Source organism: Halomonas sp. QHL1 (genome assembly GCF_001882345.1).
GTDB lineage: Bacteria > Pseudomonadota > Gammaproteobacteria > Pseudomonadales > Halomonadaceae > Vreelandella.
The window spans coordinates 3,628,284-3,647,766 of the sequence record NZ_MINL01000001.1; the positions used below are offsets into that span (position 1 = coordinate 3,628,284).

Here is a 19,483-nt window from a genome sequence, read left to right on the forward strand (position 1 = left end):
CGGGTGTTTCTGTTCAATACGCTCTACTTTTAGACACGTTCACTTTTATTTTTTAGGCTCTGCATTTTCGCTGCCGCTTTTAGCTAGTACTGGAACCCACTCTAATGAGTCAACCTCTGGAAGAGATTACCCAACTGCGGGCCGCCCTGGACGAGGCCAACTACCGTTACTACGTGCTGGATGAACCGACGCTGACGGATGCCGACTACGATCGTAAATTTCAGCGCTTGCAGCAGTTGGAGAGCGAGCATCCGGAATTGATTACCCCCGATTCACCATCCCAACGCGTTGGTGCTGCCCCTGCGGATGGCTTTCCGTCGGTTGCTCACGCTATTCCCATGCTGTCGCTGGATAACGCCTTTAGCCGTGAAGATATCCACGCCTTCGCTGAACGGGTGGCCGAGCGCCTTGAATGCACAGCAGACGATATTGAGTTTACCTGCGAGCCAAAATTGGATGGCGCGGCCGTCTCGTTAGTCTATGAGCAGGGCATGCTGGTGAGCGGTGCGACTCGAGGCGATGGCCGCACCGGTGAAGGCATTACCTCTAACCTGCGCACGCTGCGCTCGGTGCCGCTCAAGCTGATGGGCAAAAACATGCCTGCGCTGTTGGAAGTGCGGGGCGAGGTAATAATGCGCCATGCAGGTTTTGAGGCGCTGAACGAGCGCGCACGTGAAGAGGGGAGCAAGGTATTTGCCAACCCGCGCAACGCGGCGGCAGGCAGCCTTCGCCAGTTGGATCCACGCATTACTGCAAAACGCCCGCTAGAGTTTCACGCCTATCAGGCTGCGCGCTTGGAGCCGGACCTAGGTGACACTGCTCACAGCGAATTAATGCAGCGTTTGTCCACGTTAGGTTTTCGCGCCAGTTCAGAGCTGAAAGTGGTCAAAGGCCCCCAGGCCGTTGCTGATTACTGTGAGCAGTTGGGCGAGAGGCGCGACGGCTTAGGTTTCGATATCGACGGCGTGGTCATCAAGGTAAACGATCTACGCCACCAGCGTGAACTTGGCTTTGTTGCCCGCGCGCCGCGCTGGGCGGTGGCGTTTAAGTATCCGGCTCAGGAAGAGGTCACCACCCTTAACGATGTGGAGTTCCAGGTTGGCCGTACCGGCGCCATTACCCCCGTGGCGCGTCTTGAACCAGTCACCGTGGCCGGAGTGACGGTTTCCAACGCGACGCTGCACAACGCCGATGAAATTACCCGTTTAGACGTAATGATCGGCGACACGGTGTCGATTCGTCGGGCCGGTGATGTGATCCCCCAAGTGGTGAGTGTGCATACCGAGCTGCGGCCAGTTGATGCAAGGGCGATCGTTTTCCCCGAACACTGCCCGGTGTGTGGTTCGGATATTGAGCGCCTTGAAGGCGAAGCGGTGGCGCGCTGTTCGGGTGGTCTTTACTGCGCGGCGCAGCGCAAAGAAGCGCTGAAGCACTTCGCCAGCCGCAAAGCGCTGGATATTGACGGCCTGGGCGAAAAGTTGATTGTGCAGTTAGTTGATTTGGACTGGGTGGAATCCCCTGCGGCGCTGTTTCATTTGACCGTCGAGCAGCTTAAAAGCCTGCCGCGTATGGGCGAGAAGTCAGCCACCAACTTGGTCAATGCGCTGGAAATCGCTAAGTCGACCACCCTGGCACGGTTTATTTACGCCTTAGGTATTCGCGAAGTTGGTGAAGCTACCGCCGCCAACCTTGCCAATCACTTTGGTACCCTCGAAGCTATTCAAGCCGCTGAGTTGGAGGCGCTGGAAGCCGTCAACGATGTCGGCCCGATTGTGGCGGCCCATGTGCATACCTTCTTCCGCCAACCGCACAACCAAGAAACCATTGCCGCACTCATTGAAGCCGGCCTTACCTGGCAAGAGGCGGAGGTTACTCAAGGCCCCACGCCGTTAGAAGGTCAGACCTGGGTACTCACCGGTTCGCTGGAGAGCATGACCCGCGATGAGGGCAAGGCGCGCTTGCAGGCGCTGGGCGCGAAAGTCGCGGGTAGCGTATCGAAGAAGACTACCTGCCTGGTCGCTGGCGAAGCGGCGGGCAGCAAACTTACCAAAGCCGAACAGATGGGCGTGGAAGTCGTGGACGAAGCCACCTTTATTGAACGTTTGGCAGAGTGGGAGCAGAGTTAATGAGCCGTTTTATTGAAGTGCCTGCCAGAATGCTGCCAGCGGAGACCCTCAATGCACTACTGGAGGCGTTTGTGACCCGCCAGGGCTACGACACCACCGATACCACCGGCGAGGGCATGCATGGCTGGGTAGCCGAGCTGAAAAAGCAGCTTGAGCGCAATGAGCTGATCATCGCCCACGACCTTGAGCTAGAAATGACCGAAGTGATGACCCTAGCCCAGTGGCGCTCGTTTGGTCGCGATGTCGCTGACGACGAAGAAGAGGGTGATATTTAGTTTCTTCGCGTTGTTATGTTTATGACTATTTTTGTCATTGCGAGGAGCCTGCGACGAAGCAATCTCTGTCTAGCGTGGCAGCCAAACCCAGATTGCTTCACTCCGTTCGCAATGGCACCTCATATGTCATTGCGAGGAGCCTGCGACGAAGCAATCTCTATCTAGCGTGGCAGCCAAACCCAGATTGCTTCACTCCGTTCGCAATGGCACCTCATATGTCATTGCGAGGAGCCTGCGACGAAGCAATCTCTATCTAGCGTGGCAGCCAAACCCAGATTGCTTCACTCCGTTCGCAATGACACCTCATATCTCATTGCAAGGAGCCTGCGACGAAGCAATCTCTGTCTAGCGTGGCAACCAAACCCAGATTGCTTCACTCCGTTCACAATGACACCTCATATCTCATTGCGAGGAGCCTGCGATGAAGCAATCTCTGTCTAGCGTGGCAGCCAAACCCAGATTGCTTCACTCCGTTCGCAATGACACCTCTGTCATTGCGAGGAGCCTGCGACGAAGCAATCTCTGTCTCGCGTGGCACCCACCCCAGATTGCTTCACTTCGTTCGCAATGACTCCCCATATAATGAGGCGGAGTACTTCGCAGTGACAAGAGAGAACCGTTGCCATTTTTTCTATTAAGCATTCTCGCCCCGAATAATCCCACTAATAATCCGTCGCCCTGGGTGTAAGTGGTCGACCAGCGGCGCTTCCAGCGGCATTGGTTCATCGCAGATCCGCGAGGCGATTACCTCGGCACAGAGCGGGGCGCTGGCGAATCCTCGCGAGCCGTGGGCGGTGGATATCCACAGACCGGGATAGTGCCTGCCAGGTATCTCCGCCACGCGGGTGGCATCCTTGCTCAGCAGCGAGTAGTCCGCCCGCCACGCTTCTGCTACCGGCACCGGCCCTGCGTAAGGGGTTTTGTCGGGGCTTGCAGCACGCACGGCGGCACGGCCCTGAAGGTTCTCAGGGCTCAGCTCAATCCCTGCCTGTTCTAATTCGGCTACCAACGCGGGCAGCGTCTGGCGCAGCTCATCGATATTGCGCTGGTGGTCGTCAGCCGTGACATCGGTCGTCGCGTTATTGGGTACAAAGCTAGCGCCGAAGGTCAGAACAGCATCTAAAGCAGGTGCCACATAGCCGCCAGCACATATAACGCGTTTAGGTCCTTCCACCTCATCGGGTAGCGTTAGCTCGCTAATCTGGCCACGCACCGACTGCAACGGTAATTCCGCCGTTTGCGCAAAGCGGTTAGCCAGATGCGCGCTGGCAATCACCACTTGATCCGCTTCCAGTGTGCTGCCATCGGCCAAATTGAGCTGCCAGCCGTTCTCTCGCTGGGTAAGGGAGCTAACCTCGCCTTGCTGCATGCTAACGCCTGGTTGGCTGAGCAAGTGCTCACACAACGCCTTAGGCCTTACCCAGCCCGCCTGTGGATAATAAAGCCCGTGGGAAGCGTTAATGGTGATTGCCGCCGTCTCGGTTAACGCCGGGTTCTCCATTGCCGTGACGACCTCGCCGGGCAGCGGGTGCTGCTCGATAAAGCGTTGCTGGCGGCGCGCCTCTTTATCGCTGCTCGCCAACTGCACAACGCCGCAGGGCTGCCATAAGCTTTGGTTAGCGTGTTGTTGCGCCAGCCAGCGCTGGCTATACAGCAGCCCAGCGAGATAAACCCGGCTTTGGTGGTTGGTCTCAGCGGCCAACTTTACATACAGAGCGCCCTGGCGGTTACCCGAACCGCCCGCGCCGGGCGCTTCTCGCTCAACGACTGTCACCTTGATGCCACGCCGCGAAAGCGCTGCCGCCACGCTACTGCCAGCCAACCCGGCGCCGACTATCACAACGTGCTTGGCCGGTGCCGCAGGCGGTGGGGTAAACCAGGGTGTGGCCTGACGACGCTGATCCGCTGGCGGGGTTTCGATACTGCCCGCGAGCATTTCCCGCTTGCGGCCATAGCCCGGCACTTTCTTCCAGTTAAAACCCGCGGCTTTCAAGCCGCGCTTAACGATACCTGCGCAGGTAAATGTGGCGAAAGTCGCGCCGGGGCGTGAACGGGCGGCCATGGCGTTAAACAGCTCGGGCTGCCACATATCGGGGTTTTTAGACGGCGCAAAACCGTCTAAAAACCAGGCATCGACCTGGCCATCCAACTGCTCCAGGCGCTCAGTGGTATCGCCAAAATGCAGATCAAGAGTGACCCGCTCGGTTAAGTGCAGGCGGTGAATGCCGCTAACGGCAGCGGGCCACTGGGCACACAGCGCCTGTGCATAAGTGGCCAGCGAGGGCCAGCTCGCTAATGCTTGTTCAAGGGCTCCTAGCGCAAGGGGAAACTTCTCTGTGGATAACAGATGCAGTCGCGCAGAAGAAGGGGCATGTTGTTCAAAACAGGCCCAGGCGCAGAGCATATTGAGTCCGGTGCCAAAGCCGGTTTCACCAATCAAAAAGGGCCGCGTGGCTTCCCAGGCGGCAAAGCGTTCGGGTAGGTGGTTGGCACCCAGAAAGACATGCTCGGTCTCTGCGCGCCCATCGCCACGGGTGAAATAGATGTCATCAAACGCTGTTGCGTGGGGGGCTCCATCGTTCCAGGTAAGGGTTGGCGTCGTTAGTGCCGCAAGCGGTGGCAAAGCGTTTGAACGTTGGGTCACGCAGGTATCCGTATTGATGAACAGGTGGTTAAAAAATGATCAATTTGTCGGCGCGGGCGTTATCTCTGGCTTAGCGCAAAGCGTCCGCCGGGTTTGCACAGAGTTTTCCACAGGCTCTGTGAAAAAGCCGACGGACCCTCCACACTCGCCTATTGGCGTCAAGGCATAACTTTCTTGAACGGCTTAACAATTACCTTGGCATAGACCCCGGCAATCATGTAGGGGTCGGCGTCCGCCCACGCCTTGGCGTCTTCCAAACTCTCGAATTCCGCCACTACCAAGCTGCCGGAAAAACCTGCATCGCCAGGATTTTCAGCGTCGATGGCAGGGTGCGGGCCCGCCAGTACCATGCGGCCTTCATCGCGCAGCGCTTCCAGGCGCGCCAAATGGTCGGGCCGAGCCGCTAAGCGACGCTCTAAGCTATTGGGTACGTCTTCACTCATAATGGCATACAGCATTTGGGTATAACTCCTTGATAAGACGAGGATGCAAAGTGACCGTTAATTGACCGCACTGGCATAAGCGCGCACCATATCTTACCCATTGCGAAGGGTTCATTCACAGCTGAAAAGCGCATTCTGACAAACTGGCCACACGGCGTCATGCTTATGCCTCGACTTCCTTATACCTTTGATGCCGATCAGCGCTACCCAGTTGATTTGCACATGCACTCAACCGCTTCCGATGGTGCGTTAACGCCCACCGAGCTGGTAACACTGTGTGCCGAACGCGGGCTGACGCACATGTCGCTCACTGATCACGATACCATGGACGGCATTGAAGAAGCGGGCCGCGCGGCGGAGCAAGCCGGGCTGTGTTTTATCCCCGGCTGTGAGTTATCCACACGCTGGCAGGGCGTCAATATCCATGTGGTGGCGCTAATGCCCGGCGGCTTACAAGGGCCAATGGTGGAAGGCCTGATTGAGCAGCGTGAAGCGCGGATTCAGCGTGCTGAAGTGATCGCCGAAAGGCTGGAAAAAGTCGGTTTATCCAACGCGCTGGAAAAAGCCCGCCTGCACGCAGGCAGCGACCGCCCGCTAGGCCGCCCGGATTTTGCCCGCGCGTTAGTGGCGGAAGGCGTGGTGCCTGACTGGGCCAGCGCCTTTAAGCGCTATTTAGGCAGCGGCAAAAAGGGCGATGTTAAAGCCCACTGGCCGGAAATCAGCGAAGCGGTGGGCTGGATTGTCGATTCCGGCGGGGTGGCCGTGATTGCCCATCCGCTGCGCCACGGCTTAACCCGGCGCAAGCGAGGCCTGTTGATGGATACCTTCCAGGCCGCGGGCGGCCAAGCGGTTGAACTGGTCAGCGGCCAGCAGAATCCGGATAGCACCCGCGACCTGGCGCGTCAGCTAGTGGAGCGTGAGTTGTACGCCTCCATGGGCAGCGATTTTCACTTCCCCGGCAGCCATGCGGCCCCCGGTAGCATGAGTTTAGTGCCGCGAACGGCAGCGCCGCCCATATGGCAGCACCCGCGATTGGTACACCTGCGCGATGCACCTGCAGGAAAGCTAGCTGCAGAGTAGCTCGCTAAGCGCTTACACTGTGTTTGTTATGTGAGTTATACGAGTGCTGTATGAGAAGAGTCTATGGATAGGAGTCACGTATGAGCCAATATTTTCAGATTCACCCGGAAAACCCCCAAAAGCGCCTCATCGATCAGGCGATTGCGATCATTCGGAAAGGTGGTGTGGTCGCGTACCCCACTGATTCGGGCTACGCCCTTGGCTGCCACTTGGGCGAGAAGAAAGCCATCGAGAAGATCAAATGGCTGCGTTCACTGGACGATAAACACAACTTCACCTTGGTGTGCTCCGATCTCTCGGAAATTGGCACCTACGCCAAGGTGGATAACGACGTATTTCGGCTGCTGAAAGCTCACACCCCAGGGCCTTACACCTATATTCTGGATGCCACCTCCGAGGTGCCGCGCCTGCTGCTGCACCCCAAACGTCGCTCCATTGGCGTGCGGGTGCCGGATCACCGCATTACCCACGCGTTACTGGCTGCACTAGGCGAACCGTTGATGAGCGTGACGCTAATCCCGGTAGGCGATGACCTGCCCATGAACGACCCGGAAGAGATTCGCGAGCGTTTTGGCGCCCACCTGGATGCGATTATCGACGGCGGTGCCTGCCATTTAGACCCCACCAGCGTCATCGACCTGCGCGAACTACCGCCCAAAATCATCCGCGAAGGGCGCGGCGATATTTCACCTTTCGTAGCCTAACAGCACTCTTCAAGGCAAATACAGCGCGCTAAATTAACGCTGCGCGCCCCTGGCTTAGCCTTCCTGGGGCGCGTTTGGGTCTTCTTCTTTCTTGCGCGGATCCTCGCTGTTTTCATCTAACCAGGTGCCGCAGCGCAGGCAGTAATTGGCACGCTTCTCATGGCGATCGTGTCCGCAGCCAGGGCAGGCTTCCTCTGAGTAGCGGTCCTCGCGTATCGAGCGAATTACCTGTGCAGAGAATACCCCGGTAGGCACAGCGATAATGGAGTAACCCAGCAGCATCAGGATCATGGTGATCGCTTTACCCAACGCAGTAGCGGGGACGATGTCGCCGTAGCCTACGGTGGTCATACTAACGATGGCCCAGTACATCGACATGGGAATACTGGTAAAGCCCGCTTCCGGTGACTCAATGGTATACATCAACGCCGCGAACAGCGTGACCACCATGAAAATGGCAGAGAAAAATAGCAGTATTTGACGCAGGCTGCGTTTTAACGCGTCGAGTAGCAGACTGGCTTCGCCGACAAACTCCATCAGGCGCAAAATACGGAAAATACGCAGCACTCGCAGCAAGCGAACAATCACCAGCCCATGAGCGCCAGGGACCAGTAGCACTAGCCAAGTGGGCAACACGGCAATCAAGTCGACGATCCCGTAAAAGCTTCTTAAATAGAGAGTCGGCTTCTCCAGGCAGTAAATGCGCACTAGCAACTCTAAGCTGAACAGTATCGTTAATGCCCACTCGATGTAGAAGAAAATGGGGCCGTAGCGTTCGGCGTAAATCTCGATACTACCCAACAGGATGACCGCGACGCTGATCAAAATAGCCACGATCAAGGCAATATCAAAGGCTTTAGCGCCCGGTGTGTCGGATTCGAAAATGATATGAAACAGTTGCGCGCGTAGGCCTTCCGCGCCAGGGGTTAAGTTTAAATTCATTGCATCATCCTGAAGTGGGCCTCAATACTGTCCTGGAATAGCGTTAAGACGCTAGCGTAGCGCGGTTTGGTACGCCAAGCGATGCGCGAGTGCCAACGCAGCTTGACCATAGGCCGTATTGGGCTGGCCGTTCTTATCGATTGCGCCGGGAAGCACCTGGGCATAGCGGCGAGCGGTGGTATCCAGTTCGGGGTGACCGGCGAGGGTGGCCAACGCCTGCTGGGCATCGCTTAGAAAGCTGGCTTGTTGGCTGTCGTGGTAGGCATCCAGCGCCAGTGTGGCACGGTGCAGCCACTCCGCCGGGGAGTGCGCTTCGGTTAGCGGCCAGTGTTGGGTGCTAAGCGCGTTGCCCCGGGACGCCTTGCTACTGTCCGAGGGCCGCAGCGGTACCAGCTCGGCAAGAGTTAATGCTAGCGCCCACAGTGCTTCCGGCTCGCCGCCTTTTAATTCCAGCTCGGCTTCACGAATTGGCGTGCGGTAGCCACCGCTAATAATTTCGCCCTCATCCAAAACCAGCTCGATATGACTCTCCTGGCCTTGTACGCCCTCCTTTAGCTGCCAGCTACGCCGCGTGAAATCGGTGCTAAGCTGCGGGGCGAGGGCGTCTAGTACACCGCTTAGCTCACCTTGAAAAGGGGGGAGCTTGGCGATGGAGGCGAGGTCCAACTCCGGACCGGAAACCTGCCATTCCCACTCTTCTCGTTGCGAGAGCCCGCCACCGCCCTGACCTGCGGTTTTCACCGTTTGCAGCACTTGGCCGTCTACCTGGCGTAGGCGCAGCGCAATGCGTGCCTTGGCCAGATCACCCTGGGGGGTATCAAAATAGGTGTTGGTCAGCGTTTGCTTACGCGGGGGGTGTGAAGCGAGATGCGGGTGTTGAGTAAGCGCCGCAGGCCCTGAAGGAGCAAGGGCCAGTTTAAGTTCCACTTCCATGGGGATTAGACTTTTCATGACGCTAGCCACCTCGTTATCATGACATTTAGATGAATATTTGATTACATTTGTGAACTTTTCATGACGGCGGCGGGCGCACTCTTTATACTGGCGCCGCCATTTCCCGGCTCCCCGAAAATAGGCTAAAAGGCATTATGGTTACCTCCAACCCTTTTTCTTCGATGTTTGGCCGCTCGCCATTCCAGCCGCTATTGGCCCATATCGTCAAGGCGAATGAGTGCGCCGATCAGCTGCTGCCGTTCTTTGAAGCAACCCTTGCCAATGACTGGGACAAAGCGGCTGAACTGCGCGAAAACGTCACCCGTTTAGAGCATGACGCCGATACGCTGAAAACAGAGCTGCGGCTGAACCTGCCCAACACCATGTTCCTACCGGTATCGCGTTCTGATCTGCTCGACCTGATCAGTGTGCAGGACAAAATCGCCAATAAGGTGCGCGACATTACCGGCATTATGCTGGGGCGTAAAATGCGCGTGCCGGACGAGTTGGCGGAGCCAATGCGTGATTACATCCTCACCAGCGTTGCTTGTGTTGCCCAGGCGCGTCAGGCACTGGAAGAGCTCAAGGATCTGCTCGAATCCGGCTTTGGAAAAAACGTCTCCGATGTCATGCAGAAGATGATCCGTGAACTGCACACCCTCGAGCACCAAGCTGACGATCAGCAGGTGACGATCCGTCGCCAGCTATTCGCGCTTGAGAGCCAACTGCCCCCGGTGGATGTGATCTTTCTCTACAAGATCATTGACTGGGTTGGTGAGCTATCTGACCGCGCCGAGCGTGTGGGTAGCCGCTTACAGATCCTGACAGCCCGCTAAGGGGAACTTCATGCAGATTATTGCCCAGCACGGTGAAATCTTCATTATTCTGGCCTGCTTATTCGGCTTTTTTATGGCCTGGGGCGTTGGTGCTAATGATGTAGCCAATGCTATGGGGACCTCGGTGGGGTCAAAAGCGATCACCATCAAACAAGCGATCATAATCGCCGTTGTTTTTGAATTTCTCGGCGCTTGGCTTGCCGGTGGCGAAGTTACCAACACGATCCGTAAAGGGATTATCGACCCTGAGTTGTTGCAGGACGACCCGCAACTGCTGGTATATGGCATGTTGGCAGCGCTGCTGGCTGCTGGTACATGGCTGCTGGTAGCGTCTATGAAAGGCTGGCCAGTTTCCACTACTCACTCGATTGTCGGCGCGATTGTCGGCTTCGCGGTCGCTGGACTAGGCCCCGCAATGGTCGACTGGGGTGCGGTGGGCACGATTGCCGCTAGCTGGGTAGTTTCTCCCTTATTGGCGGGTACGATCGGTTTTGTGCTGTTTAAATCGGTGCATCATTTGATTTTTGAAGATGCTAACCCATTTTCTGCCGCTAAACGCTACGTACCGGGCTATGTGTTTCTGGTGGGCTTTATCGTTTCGATGGTGACGCTGACCAAAGGGTTGACCCATGTGGGTCTTGAGTTGACCTTTAATCAAAGCCTGCTGCTATCGATTTTGCTGGGGCTGGTGATTATGGGAATCGGCTTGATTATGCAGCGTCGTATCAAGTTCGAGCACAACGTGAACGATCACTTTGGCTATGCCAATGTTGAGCGGGTGTTTGGCGTGCTGATGATCTTTACCGCCTGTGCCATGGCGTTTGCCCACGGCTCTAACGATGTAGCGAATGCGGTTGGCCCTCTGGCGGCAGTGATTAGCGTGGTACAAACCGGCGGTGAAATTGGCGGCTCTGCGCTGGTACCCTGGTGGGTGCTGGTACTCGGCGGCGGCGGCATTGTGGTAGGCCTTGTTACCTACGGCCATAAAGTAATCGCCACGGTAGGTACGGGCATTACCGAGCTTACGCCCAGTCGCGGCTTTGCAGCTACGCTAGCGGCGGCCACTACGGTAGTGCTGGCTTCGGGAACCGGCCTGCCTATTTCCACGACCCATACGCTGGTGGGGGCTATTTTAGGCGTTGGTCTCGCGCGCGGGATGGCTGCACTCAACCTGCGGGTTATCGGCACTATCGCGATGTCGTGGCTAATCACCTTGCCAGCAGGCGCAGGCCTTGCGATCCTGTTCTTCTTTATGTTCAAAGGCATGTTCGGCTCATAAATAAGCTAGCAACCAAGCAGTACGCCAACGCTCGAACGCATTAAGAACGACCCAAGCGATAAAATAACAGCGGCATCTTCATGTTTATCTGCATTAGATTGAGCAGATTTGCATTAGAAGGTGCCGCTGTTTTTGGTGCTCTGGTAAAGTAACCGGATTGGATACGATAAACGTCTGATGTTTCTTTCACCTGCTGCCGGAGAGCGGCCCTTGGATACGCGCTTCCCCTTTGTTGATTGGTTTCGTAATGCCTCCCCCTACATTAATGCTCACCGGGGGCGAACCTTTGTCATCTTAATTGAAGGCGAAGCCATGGCGTCTGGCCGCGGGGAACAGTTGATTCAGGATTTAGCCCTGCTGCATACGTTGGGTGTTCGCCTGGTGGTGGTCTTTGGCATTCGCCCCCAGGTGCATGAAGCGCTGACTTCTGCTGGCGTTGAACCTAAACGAGTCGATGGCCGTTGGGTGGCCGACCGCGCCGTGATGGCCCATGTAGAGCAGGTGGCCGCCCACCAGCGGCTGTGGCTGGAAGCGCGGCTCTCCCTTGGCCTGCCCAGCACGCCGTTGCATGGTGTAGAGCTAAGCGTGATCTCTGGCAATCTCGTCACCGCCAAGCCGCTGGGCGTGCGCGAAGGAGTTGATTTCGACCATAGCGGTGAAGTGCGCCGGGTACGCGCCAGCGCCATTGAAGGCCTGTTGGAGAAAGGCTCGCTAGTGTTGCTGCCACCGCTGGGCTTCTCCAGTACCGGCGAAGTGTTCGATCTGGATGCCTCTGAAGTCGCCCAGCACGCTGCCGTGGCGCTGAAAGCCGACAAGCTGATTCTGCTGGGTGAGTCGGAAGGGTTGGAAGATGAGCACGGTGCGCTGCTGCGCCAGCTCTCGCCAGCAGAAGCTGAGCCGCGTTTAAGCGCCGCAGTGCCAGGCAGTGAGTTAGCCCGCCACTTGCAGGCCGCCTGCACCGCGGCACGGGAAGGTGTAGCACGCACGCACCTGCTCTCCTGGCGCAACCATGATGCCCTGCTGGGTGAGCTGTTCACCCGGGACGGCGTTGGCACCATGATTACCCAGCACCGCTACGAACAGCTGCGCCCAGCCACGCTCAACGATGTAGCGGGCCTGCTGGAGCTGCTGGAACCGTTAGAGCGCCGGGGTATGCTGGTCGCGCGCTCCCGGGAGCGCCTGGAACACGAAATAGATGACTATATGGTGATCGAGCGCGACGGCATGGTGATAGGCTGCGCCGCGCTGCACGTATTCACCGATACTCGCATTGCCGAACTCGCCTGTGTGGCAGTTCACGACAGCTACCGTGGCGGCGAGCGCGGTGAGCGCTTGGTAGAAGCCATGGAACGCCGTGCCCGCCAGCGCGGTTTAAATGAAATGTTCGTGTTGACGACCCACACCGCACACTGGTTTGTCGAGCACGGCTTTCACACCGCCAGCTTGGAAGACCTACCTCCGCTGAAACGCGAAACCTACAACCACGCCCGTAAATCGAAGGTATTGGTCAAGCAATTGGGGTAATTCGCTTAGCTGGTTGAGCTAGGCACTAGCGAAAACAGCGACGGCTTTTTTTGCGCTTCTTGTTGAATAGCGTCGTCAATCGGTGTGTCATAGGTTTTGAGCAGATAGCCCAGCACCGAATAAAAACCCACCATGGCGATCAGGTCGATCACTGCCTTACGCCCGATCGCATCGGCAAGTTCTGCTTCCTGCTCCTTGCCCAGCATGCGCTCGTCGAATAACGCATCCACGGCGTTGACGATAAGACCGTCAATGCCTTCGGGAGTACCGCGAATAGCAGTGATCCGGTGTTCGGAGAATCCCAGCGCGAGTGCACGACTAACATGATGGGCCCACTCGTAGGCTGAGCCCATACGAAGACCCGCGCGTAAAATCACCACTTCGGTCAGCTCCGGGCCTAACGCATTCTCCTTAACAACGTGTTGGCGCAAGGGCGCCCACGCTCTAAGCAAGGCCGGGTGATGGGCCATGGTGCGATAAACGTTGAGTGCGCCAGCAAAGCTCTCGCGTAAATCAGTGATCTCCTCAGGCCAATCGGCGTCGGAAATAGGCGGGCAGGGAGAAGAGGGCATAGGTGGTCTCCTTTCAAATCATTGTTGAGTGTGTCATCACTCTGCGATGGCAGCGTCTACGGCTTCGGCAATACGCTCAATGATCAAATCGACTTCGCCAGGCTCAATGATATAGGGCGGTGCCAGCAAGATATGGTCACCGTTAATACCATCAATAGTGCCGCCCATCGGGTAGCTGATCAGGCCACGCGCCATGGCCTGCCGCTTGATCTTGGCGTAAATCTTTCTAGTCGGATCGAAAGGTGTTTTGCTTTCCCTGTCCGCGACAATCTCGATACCGCGAAACAACCCCCTGCCACGAATATCGCCCACATGGGGCGATGCGCCGAGCGCCGCTTCAAGGCCGCTTTGCAGTCTTTTCCCCATGGCATTAACGTTCGCCAGTGTCTCCGGCCGTGCAATGATCTCAACCACTTTGTTAGCGGCCGCGGCGGCCACAGGGTGGCCCAAATAGGTATGTCCATGCTGAAACAGCCCAGACCCATTGGCAAAACTGGCGTAGATGTTGGCCGACAGCATCACCGCGCCAATAGGCTGATAGCCGCCACCCAAACCCTTGGCGATCGTAACGATATCCGGCGTTACCCCATCTTGTTCGCAGGCGAAGACGGTGCCGGTTCTTCCCATGCCGCACATCACTTCGTCCAGAATCAGCAGTACGCCGTACTTATCGCAAATAGCCCGAACGCGTTTGAAGTAATCCGCCTCAGAGGCAACTGCCCCTAAGGTGGCGCCGACGACGGGCTCGGCAACGAAGGCCATGACTTCTTCAGGGCCAAGTTCCAGAATCTTTGCCTCAAGCTCCTCGGCAAGCCGTGCAGCATAGGCCTCAGGCGTCTCATCGGTGGCCTTGTCGCGATACGCATAGCAGGGCGATACGTGGTGGGTTTCGGGCAGGATGGGCTGAAACTGCTGGCGCCGCATGGCATTGCCACCGGTTGCCAACGCGCCAATGGTATTGCCGTGGTAGCTCTGGCGTCTGGCGATGATATGTCGCCGCTGGGGCTGATTAATCTCGACAAAGTACTGCCGGGCCATTTTCAGCGCCGCTTCAACGGCTTCTGAACCACCCGACACCAAGTAGACGTAATCCAGCCCCGCAGGGGCTAAATCCACGAGCTTTTCGGCAAGCGCTTCGGCGGCATCGGTAGTGAAAAATGAGGTGTGGGCGTAACAGAGGCTATCGATCTGCGAGCGCATGGCGGCCAGCACTTCCGGGTGGGCGTGCCCTACGCTGGTGACCGCAGCGCCACCCGACCCATCCAGATAGCGACGCCCGGTGGTATCCGTGATATAGACGCCCTGTGCCGACGCCGCATGAGGTAACTGCGCGCCGATACCGCGGTGAAGAATACGCGTCATAGCCTCTTATCCTCATTATTAAACGGTGAGCCATTCATATGACAATGAGATTGGCACACTCATAAAGATGTTTGCAACAAATAAATCATTTAAATATAGTGTGAAACATATAGATCATTTCTTCACCGAGCCAACCACTATGCAGCCAAGCGATTCGCTAAGAGAGCAGATTATTGCCCAGTACGATGCCATGTCTGCGCAGCTGCAACAGGCCGCTCGCTACGTGCTTGAGCATCCGGAGGAAGTGGCGCTGGTGTCCATGCGCGAGGTGGCGCGCCTAGCGGGTGTGCAACCCGCCACCATGACACGGCTTGCCAAGTTCTTGGGATTGCCAGGCTACGACGAACTTCGGGCGCAGCATGCGGCGGCGTTACGTCAGGGGAGCGATGGCTTTGCCGCCAAGGTTCGCCAGCGGGTAGATGAAGGTAGTGAAAGGGGAGTAAGCGATACCGCCTCGCACATGCTTCAAGGGCTGAGTGCCCAGCTTGCGAAGCTCTGTGAGCCCGATTCGCTGCGGCGACTGGAAGCCACCGCCACCAGGCTAAGGTCAGCGAGAAAGGTGTACGTGCTGGGGTTACGTTCCAGCCATGCCGTTGCCTGGCACTTCCATTATGTGATGACCCTACTGGGCGAGCGTTCGGTTCACCTGGATGGGCCTGGAGGAACCGGCGGAGACGCGTTAATTCGCGCTACCCCTGAGGATGTCATGCTCGTTATCTCCATCAAGCCTTATGCAACAGGAACGCTGGAACTTGCCCAGCTGGCAAAAGATAAGGGGGTAGGCATTGTTTCTATTACTGATAGTGAAGTGTCGCCACTGGTAGCGCTGTCAGAGCAGACTTTTTTTTGCCCCACGGAAAGCGATAGCTTTTTCCATACGCTAACCCCGGCATTAGCCGTCTCCGAAGTGTTGTGCAGCTTATTGGCGGAATTCGACCGGTCCAAGACGTTAGAAGCCTTACAGCAAGCGGATGAACACCTCTCACATCTCAATACCTATTCGACGGCTATCCCTCGGCGGGATTGAGAAGCGAGGCCAGTCAGTCATATTGATCTGAGTAGATCATTACTTAAGCCGACCAGCGTTTTGTCATTTTTTGGCAGTTTTGTTTAATGCGCCGAGACAGGCGCTCTAACAATAGATGCTCTGTACCTGGCGTTGCGACCTTCTGTAGGGCCTCTATCACAGCGGGTAAAACGCTGAGTATCTCATCGGCGAGACGTGCGCCTAAACTCATGAAGTAAGCAGGTTTAAATCCCAACGCCTGGGCGAGAGAAGCAAGGTGTGAGCGTTCGATACTGCCGGGTTGATCAATGCCTGACACTCGAAATGCAAAGCGGTTCGAGAGACCGCTATAGAGCGTCGTGCACATGAGATCGTAAAACGGGGCTAGTTGAATGCCCTGCGGCGTTTGCAATATAGAGAGGTTTTTGGCGTGGCTGTCATTGTTACCAATAAACAGGTTGAAAAAAAACCACTGCGAAAAACGCAACAGGTCTTTTGCGGGAACCCCCGCCGCCTGAAGTAACTGCCGACACTCAATGAGACCAGGCCCTCCGTCGCTTTCGTATTTGAGGGTGGAAGGTGTCCCTGCTAACTGGCAAATATCTAGCTGGTGATAACGCTGTAAGTTGCCGTGCTCATCATAAAAACGGTCATAGCGCTTAACTAAACAGGCGCGTGTTTGAGGCTGGAAGGTAGTTTCAGCTACCCCTAGCGCTAATGCGGCGGCTAGTTGCATACAGAGCGTTTCATTAAGCGCAGAACTCCAAACGCCTTTCAAACCACGGATATCCGGTTTCAAAATATGGCTTGAAGGAGCGGCCCCTTCAGGCAGCGCCGGGCTGCCATCAGCGAGTACCATTAGCAGCAGTTTATTTTGAGCGCCCGCTAATGAAATTCGCGCTTGGGGAGCAAGCTGCCCAGTTAATTCACCCTGGGTTTCATTATGCAGAAAGTCGTTTATAGCTTCCCAGTCCGTCTTGCGATAGCTGGCTGGTTGAGGCGTTTCACCTTGCGGGAGTAGGGTGTAGCCACTCGCCGTATCACCGCCAATCGACCTTAAAAGACCAAAAACAGTGGTTGTGTGGTGGCGTAGCTCAATATAGCGACGTAGTTCGCCCTCAGGCAGTAGGTTTTCGAAGTATGCCAGCACACTATCGCCGCAATGCCGTTGTTGAGTCAGCGGTAGCTGGGGCGAAAGACTATTCTCTTGGTTATTGGCTAGCCATTCCTGGGTATAGTCAAACCGCAACGGCTGAGTGTTATGCAAACGCCCGACATGCCGTTCCCCCCAGAACAGATCAAGCGCTTCGCTAAGGGCGACCATGGTGATTCCCTTTGCGCTGTATAATCACTTCCAATCCCATTAGATCCAAAACATCGAGTACTTTTTGTAGCTGCAGGGTTGGCTTGCCGCGCTCAAGATCGACGATAAAGCGGTTGCCTGTACCCGCAAGCCCGGCAATATCACTTTGCAGCAGTGATTGATCACGCCGGGTTTGTTGAACTAGTTTGCCCAGCTCTTCACTGCTGCGAATACGTTTTGCACTCTCTATTTGGGAGGTCATAGCGACTGTCCGATAAAATTACCGTACGGTAATGATAGACCATATTAGTGATCAAAGCGCTATGATTATTCCCGATCGGTAATTTACAGTGATTAGAGACGCTTTCTGGAAGGGGATATTCCCGAGCGGGAATATTTTAGTGGTGCAGTGCTTTTATGCACTGTGTTCTAACAAAAGGGTGGCTCAAAGCCACCCCGGGAATGCGCGCTATATCTTATATAAGAAGCGTTTAAGTATTTAAGATAACGCCGCCATTCAAGTGCAGCGTTTGGCCGCTCATGTAGGACGACTCCTCGCAGGCCAGGTAAACATAAGCAGGCCCCATCTCGCTTGGCTGCCCGGCGCGCTTCATAGGCACCTGGCCGCCAAATGATGCCACCTTCTCATCATCAAAACTGGCCGGAATCAGCGGCGTCCACACCGGCCCCGGTGCTACGGCGTTAACACGTATACCGCGATCCATCAGCGACATTGCCAGCGAACGCACCAAGCCCTGAATGGCGCCCTTGGTGGCGGTGTAATCGATCAGTGTGTCGTTGCCCTTAAAGGCATTGATCGATGAGGTGGCAATAATGGTGTCACCTGCACTGAGGTGCGGCAGGGCTGATTTGGTGAGATAGAAGTGGCTGAAGATATTGGTTTGGAAGGTGCGTAGCAGTTGATCATCGGGGATCTCGGTAATGTCGTCCCAATCATACTGTTCAGCGGCGTTATTAATCACAATATTGATTTTGCCTAAGTGATCCAGGGTGTGCTTAACAATATCGCGGCAAAACTCTGGTTCAGCCACATCGCCTTTTAACACTAAGCAGCGGCGGCCTTCTGCTTCTACTAATCGTTTGGTCTCTTCGGCATCTTTATCTTCTTCTAAATAGGCAATCGTGCAGTCCGCGCCCTCGCGGGCGTAATGAACTGCCACGGAACGGCCAATGCCGCTGTCGCCGCCGGTAATAATTGCGACTTTATCCAGCAACTTGTCAGTACCACGGTAGCTTTCGCGAATGTACTCAGGCTCCGGGCGCATCGCGTGTTCATCGCCTGGCTGCTTATCTTGATGCTGGGGAGGTTGCTTTTGATCACTCATGTGCGGTCACTCCTTTGTTTGCACAGAAATCGTTAGCACGTAAATATCGCCACACGCTGTGGCATTAAAACCGGGGATGCTGATTGAGGGCATCCGACGTGACCCCACTCCTCGGGCCAGCGTCACCCTTCAACGTAGACCAAAGGCGTATGAATAAGCAAACCCCATGCCGAGAGATATTTTTTCCGATAACTTTTCAGGTGTTTCGTTTTATTTCCATAACCAAGGCTATTTAATTAATTTAAAAATTTATTTTTTAACATATGTTAATAAAATAAATAACTGCTGAAAAATAAATAGCCATAAATTGACAATAAAGTAATGCCCGCTATGTTTTATGTGTGGCATATCTATTAAATAAAATAGCGCAATTAGCTAAGTATTAGTGCTTGTTTTCTTTAAGTTTATAATTGTACTAACTAATTGTCCCTAATAGATTTCCGCTGACGTTGATTTTGTTTCACCACGGATGCTGACAAGTGAGACGACAAGGAGGAAGTGACAGATGATCGATCAAGGAAAGCAGCCTAACTCAGGTGCTCCCAGCCAGAAGAATCCCTCAACGGAGTCGCTCAAGAAGCAAGGACGCGACACTGCCCATGAGGTAGGAGAAGCGGCCCAACATCAAGCTGAAGGCTATTTTAACCAACAGCGCGATAATGCTGCGGAACAGTCGCATAAACTAACCGGCGTTCTGCAAAAAATGGCCGACGAGTTTGATAACCAGCAGCAGCCCTTTTTCTCAAAACAAGCGAGAAAGTTTGCTGATACTACCGAGCGGTTTTCGCATAACTTGCGTGATAAAGATTTACGCAGCGTTTGCGATGAAGCGCAAAGTTTTAGTCGCCGCGAACCTGCCCTGTTTGTTGGTGGCGTGATTGCCGCTGGCTTCCTGGTCTCTCGTTTTCTGCGTAGCTCTGCACAGCACAGTCCTGCACAACATAGCTCTGCACAAAACAGTCCTGCACAACACAGCTCTGCACCGCACAGCTCAAACCAGCAACCCCCAGGCGCTGGTAACCACACCAGTCCTTTAACCAGTTCCGCAGCGGGAAGCATGGATAGACGTTCAACACCAGGTAGTGAACCGCTCTAACTTGAGAGCAGG

The 19,483-nt window shown here is 55.6% G+C and carries 18 protein-coding genes; 9 read left to right on the plus strand and 9 right to left on the minus strand.

Annotated elements, in window-relative coordinates; translation table 11 throughout:
* Positions 1 to 104: 104 nt before the first annotated feature.
* Positions 105 to 2,126 (plus strand): NAD-dependent DNA ligase LigA, encoded by a 2,022-nt coding sequence (gene ligA, locus QHL1GM_RS16625; protein ID WP_071695463.1) that lies wholly within the window; start codon positions 105 to 107, stop codon positions 2,124 to 2,126.
* Entirely contained in the window at positions 2,126 to 2,401 is a 276-nt protein-coding gene (locus tag QHL1GM_RS16630) for a YheU family protein (protein WP_071695464.1), read from the plus strand. Before ligA ends, QHL1GM_RS16630 begins: the two co-directional genes overlap by 1 nt.
* 634 nt (positions 2,402 to 3,035) lie before the next feature.
* On the opposite strand, the gene mnmC is transcribed toward QHL1GM_RS16630, so the two are convergent.
* Both mnmC and QHL1GM_RS16640 read right to left on the minus strand, forming a co-directional pair.
* Positions 3,036 to 5,045, minus strand: coding sequence for a bifunctional tRNA (5-methylaminomethyl-2-thiouridine)(34)-methyltransferase MnmD/FAD-dependent 5-carboxymethylaminomethyl-2-thiouridine(34) oxidoreductase MnmC (gene mnmC, locus QHL1GM_RS16635; RefSeq protein WP_071695465.1), 2,010 nt, complete (start codon positions 5,043 to 5,045; stop codon positions 3,036 to 3,038).
* Positions 5,046 to 5,203: 158 nt separating this feature from the next.
* Positions 5,204 to 5,503 carry a YciI family protein gene (locus tag QHL1GM_RS16640; RefSeq protein WP_071695466.1) on the minus strand — a complete coding sequence of 100 codons (300 nt, stop codon included), beginning with the start codon at positions 5,501 to 5,503 and terminating at the stop codon, positions 5,204 to 5,206.
* Positions 5,504 to 5,647: 144 nt separating this feature from the next.
* Here QHL1GM_RS16640 and QHL1GM_RS16645 point away from each other — a divergent pair, with 144 nt between their 5' ends.
* Complete coding sequence (locus tag QHL1GM_RS16645) at positions 5,648 to 6,568, plus strand: PHP domain-containing protein (protein ID WP_071695467.1); 921 nt, start codon at positions 5,648 to 5,650, stop codon at positions 6,566 to 6,568.
* An 80-nt stretch (positions 6,569 to 6,648) separates the two neighbouring features.
* The gene (locus QHL1GM_RS16650) at positions 6,649 to 7,272 is read left to right on the plus strand and encodes an L-threonylcarbamoyladenylate synthase (protein WP_071695468.1); all 624 of its coding nucleotides are present in this window, start codon (positions 6,649 to 6,651) and stop codon (positions 7,270 to 7,272) included.
* A gap of 54 nt (positions 7,273 to 7,326) precedes the next feature.
* On the opposite strand, the gene QHL1GM_RS16655 is transcribed toward QHL1GM_RS16650, so the two are convergent.
* Together QHL1GM_RS16655 and QHL1GM_RS16660 are read right to left on the minus strand one after the other, a co-directional pair.
* Positions 7,327 to 8,214 (minus strand): ion transporter, encoded by an 888-nt coding sequence (locus QHL1GM_RS16655; protein WP_071695469.1) that lies wholly within the window; start codon positions 8,212 to 8,214, stop codon positions 7,327 to 7,329.
* A gap of 51 nt (positions 8,215 to 8,265) precedes the next feature.
* A complete protein-coding gene (locus tag QHL1GM_RS16660; RefSeq protein ID WP_071695470.1) occupies positions 8,266 to 9,165 on the minus strand; it encodes a CYTH domain-containing protein in 900 nt (299 codons plus the stop codon).
* 137 nt (positions 9,166 to 9,302) lie between these two features.
* Between QHL1GM_RS16660 and QHL1GM_RS16665 the strand changes: the two genes are divergently transcribed.
* The 3 genes from QHL1GM_RS16665 (at position 9,303) to argA (ending at position 12,786) form a co-directional block, all read left to right on the plus strand.
* Positions 9,303 to 9,983, plus strand: a complete 681-nt coding sequence (locus QHL1GM_RS16665) for a TIGR00153 family protein (RefSeq protein WP_071695471.1) — start codon at positions 9,303 to 9,305, stop codon at positions 9,981 to 9,983.
* Between the two features lie 10 nt (positions 9,984 to 9,993).
* Entirely contained in the window at positions 9,994 to 11,262 is a 1,269-nt protein-coding gene (locus tag QHL1GM_RS16670; protein ID WP_071695472.1) for an inorganic phosphate transporter, read from the plus strand.
* Between the two features lie 210 nt (positions 11,263 to 11,472).
* Positions 11,473 to 12,786: an amino-acid N-acetyltransferase gene (argA, locus tag QHL1GM_RS16675; RefSeq protein WP_071696029.1), complete on the plus strand. Its 1,314-nt coding sequence runs from the start codon at positions 11,473 to 11,475 to the stop codon at positions 12,784 to 12,786.
* Between the two features lie 5 nt (positions 12,787 to 12,791).
* Here argA and QHL1GM_RS16680 read toward each other — a convergent pair whose 3' ends face one another.
* Complete coding sequence (locus QHL1GM_RS16680) at positions 12,792 to 13,358, minus strand: carboxymuconolactone decarboxylase family protein (protein ID WP_071695473.1); 567 nt, start codon at positions 13,356 to 13,358, stop codon at positions 12,792 to 12,794.
* A gap of 36 nt (positions 13,359 to 13,394) precedes the next feature.
* A complete protein-coding gene (locus tag QHL1GM_RS16685) occupies positions 13,395 to 14,720 on the minus strand; it encodes an aspartate aminotransferase family protein (protein WP_071695474.1) in 1,326 nt (441 codons plus the stop codon).
* Positions 14,721 to 14,859: 139 nt separating this feature from the next.
* Between QHL1GM_RS16685 and QHL1GM_RS16690 the strand changes: the two genes are divergently transcribed.
* A complete protein-coding gene (locus tag QHL1GM_RS16690) occupies positions 14,860 to 15,747 on the plus strand; it encodes a MurR/RpiR family transcriptional regulator (RefSeq protein WP_071696030.1) in 888 nt (295 codons plus the stop codon).
* 43 nt (positions 15,748 to 15,790) lie between these two features.
* Here QHL1GM_RS16690 and QHL1GM_RS16695 read toward each other — a convergent pair whose 3' ends face one another.
* The 3 genes from QHL1GM_RS16695 to QHL1GM_RS16705 form a co-directional block, all read right to left on the minus strand.
* A complete protein-coding gene (locus QHL1GM_RS16695; RefSeq protein WP_071695475.1) occupies positions 15,791 to 17,050 on the minus strand; it encodes a type II toxin-antitoxin system HipA family toxin in 1,260 nt (419 codons plus the stop codon).
* Positions 17,037 to 17,291, minus strand: a complete 255-nt coding sequence (locus tag QHL1GM_RS16700) for a helix-turn-helix transcriptional regulator (RefSeq protein WP_008959029.1) — start codon at positions 17,289 to 17,291, stop codon at positions 17,037 to 17,039. Before QHL1GM_RS16700 ends, QHL1GM_RS16695 begins: the two co-directional genes overlap by 14 nt.
* 229 nt (positions 17,292 to 17,520) lie before the next feature.
* Positions 17,521 to 18,375: an SDR family oxidoreductase gene (locus QHL1GM_RS16705; RefSeq protein ID WP_071695476.1), complete on the minus strand. Its 855-nt coding sequence runs from the start codon at positions 18,373 to 18,375 to the stop codon at positions 17,521 to 17,523.
* Positions 18,376 to 18,880: 505 nt separating this feature from the next.
* On the opposite strand from QHL1GM_RS16705, the gene QHL1GM_RS16710 reads away from it, so the two are divergent.
* Entirely contained in the window at positions 18,881 to 19,471 is a 591-nt protein-coding gene (locus tag QHL1GM_RS16710) for a hypothetical protein (protein WP_071695477.1), read from the plus strand.
* The last annotated feature ends 12 nt before the right edge of the window (positions 19,472 to 19,483 follow it).

Bases quoted from the DNA above. Each gene is read 5' to 3' on its own strand.
- QHL1GM_RS16640 (WP_071695466.1), bottom strand. From the start codon at position 5,503: ATGCTGTATGCCATTATGAGTGAAGACGTACCCAATAGCTTAGAGCGT.
- QHL1GM_RS16710 (WP_071695477.1), top strand. From the start codon at position 18,881: ATGATCGATCAAGGAAAGCAGCCTAACTCAGGTGCTCCCAGCCAGAAG.
- QHL1GM_RS16680 (WP_071695473.1), bottom strand. From the start codon at position 13,358: ATGCCCTCTTCTCCCTGCCCGCCTATTTCCGACGCCGATTGGCCTGAG.
- QHL1GM_RS16690 (WP_071696030.1), top strand. From the start codon at position 14,860: ATGCAGCCAAGCGATTCGCTAAGAGAGCAGATTATTGCCCAGTACGAT.
- ligA (WP_071695463.1), top strand. From the start codon at position 105: ATGAGTCAACCTCTGGAAGAGATTACCCAACTGCGGGCCGCCCTGGAC.
- QHL1GM_RS16655 (WP_071695469.1), bottom strand. From the start codon at position 8,214: ATGAATTTAAACTTAACCCCTGGCGCGGAAGGCCTACGCGCGCAACTG.
- QHL1GM_RS16705 (WP_071695476.1), bottom strand. From the start codon at position 18,375: ATGAGTGATCAAAAGCAACCTCCCCAGCATCAAGATAAGCAGCCAGGC.
- QHL1GM_RS16630 (WP_071695464.1), top strand. From the start codon at position 2,126: ATGAGCCGTTTTATTGAAGTGCCTGCCAGAATGCTGCCAGCGGAGACC.
- QHL1GM_RS16695 (WP_071695475.1), bottom strand. From the start codon at position 17,050: ATGGTCGCCCTTAGCGAAGCGCTTGATCTGTTCTGGGGGGAACGGCAT.
- QHL1GM_RS16660 (WP_071695470.1), bottom strand. From the start codon at position 9,165: ATGAAAAGTCTAATCCCCATGGAAGTGGAACTTAAACTGGCCCTTGCT.
- QHL1GM_RS16645 (WP_071695467.1), top strand. From the start codon at position 5,648: ATGCTTATGCCTCGACTTCCTTATACCTTTGATGCCGATCAGCGCTAC.
- QHL1GM_RS16685 (WP_071695474.1), bottom strand. From the start codon at position 14,720: ATGACGCGTATTCTTCACCGCGGTATCGGCGCGCAGTTACCTCATGCG.
- QHL1GM_RS16670 (WP_071695472.1), top strand. From the start codon at position 9,994: ATGCAGATTATTGCCCAGCACGGTGAAATCTTCATTATTCTGGCCTGC.
- QHL1GM_RS16700 (WP_008959029.1), bottom strand. From the start codon at position 17,291: ATGACCTCCCAAATAGAGAGTGCAAAACGTATTCGCAGCAGTGAAGAG.
- QHL1GM_RS16665 (WP_071695471.1), top strand. From the start codon at position 9,303: ATGGTTACCTCCAACCCTTTTTCTTCGATGTTTGGCCGCTCGCCATTC.
- QHL1GM_RS16650 (WP_071695468.1), top strand. From the start codon at position 6,649: ATGAGCCAATATTTTCAGATTCACCCGGAAAACCCCCAAAAGCGCCTC.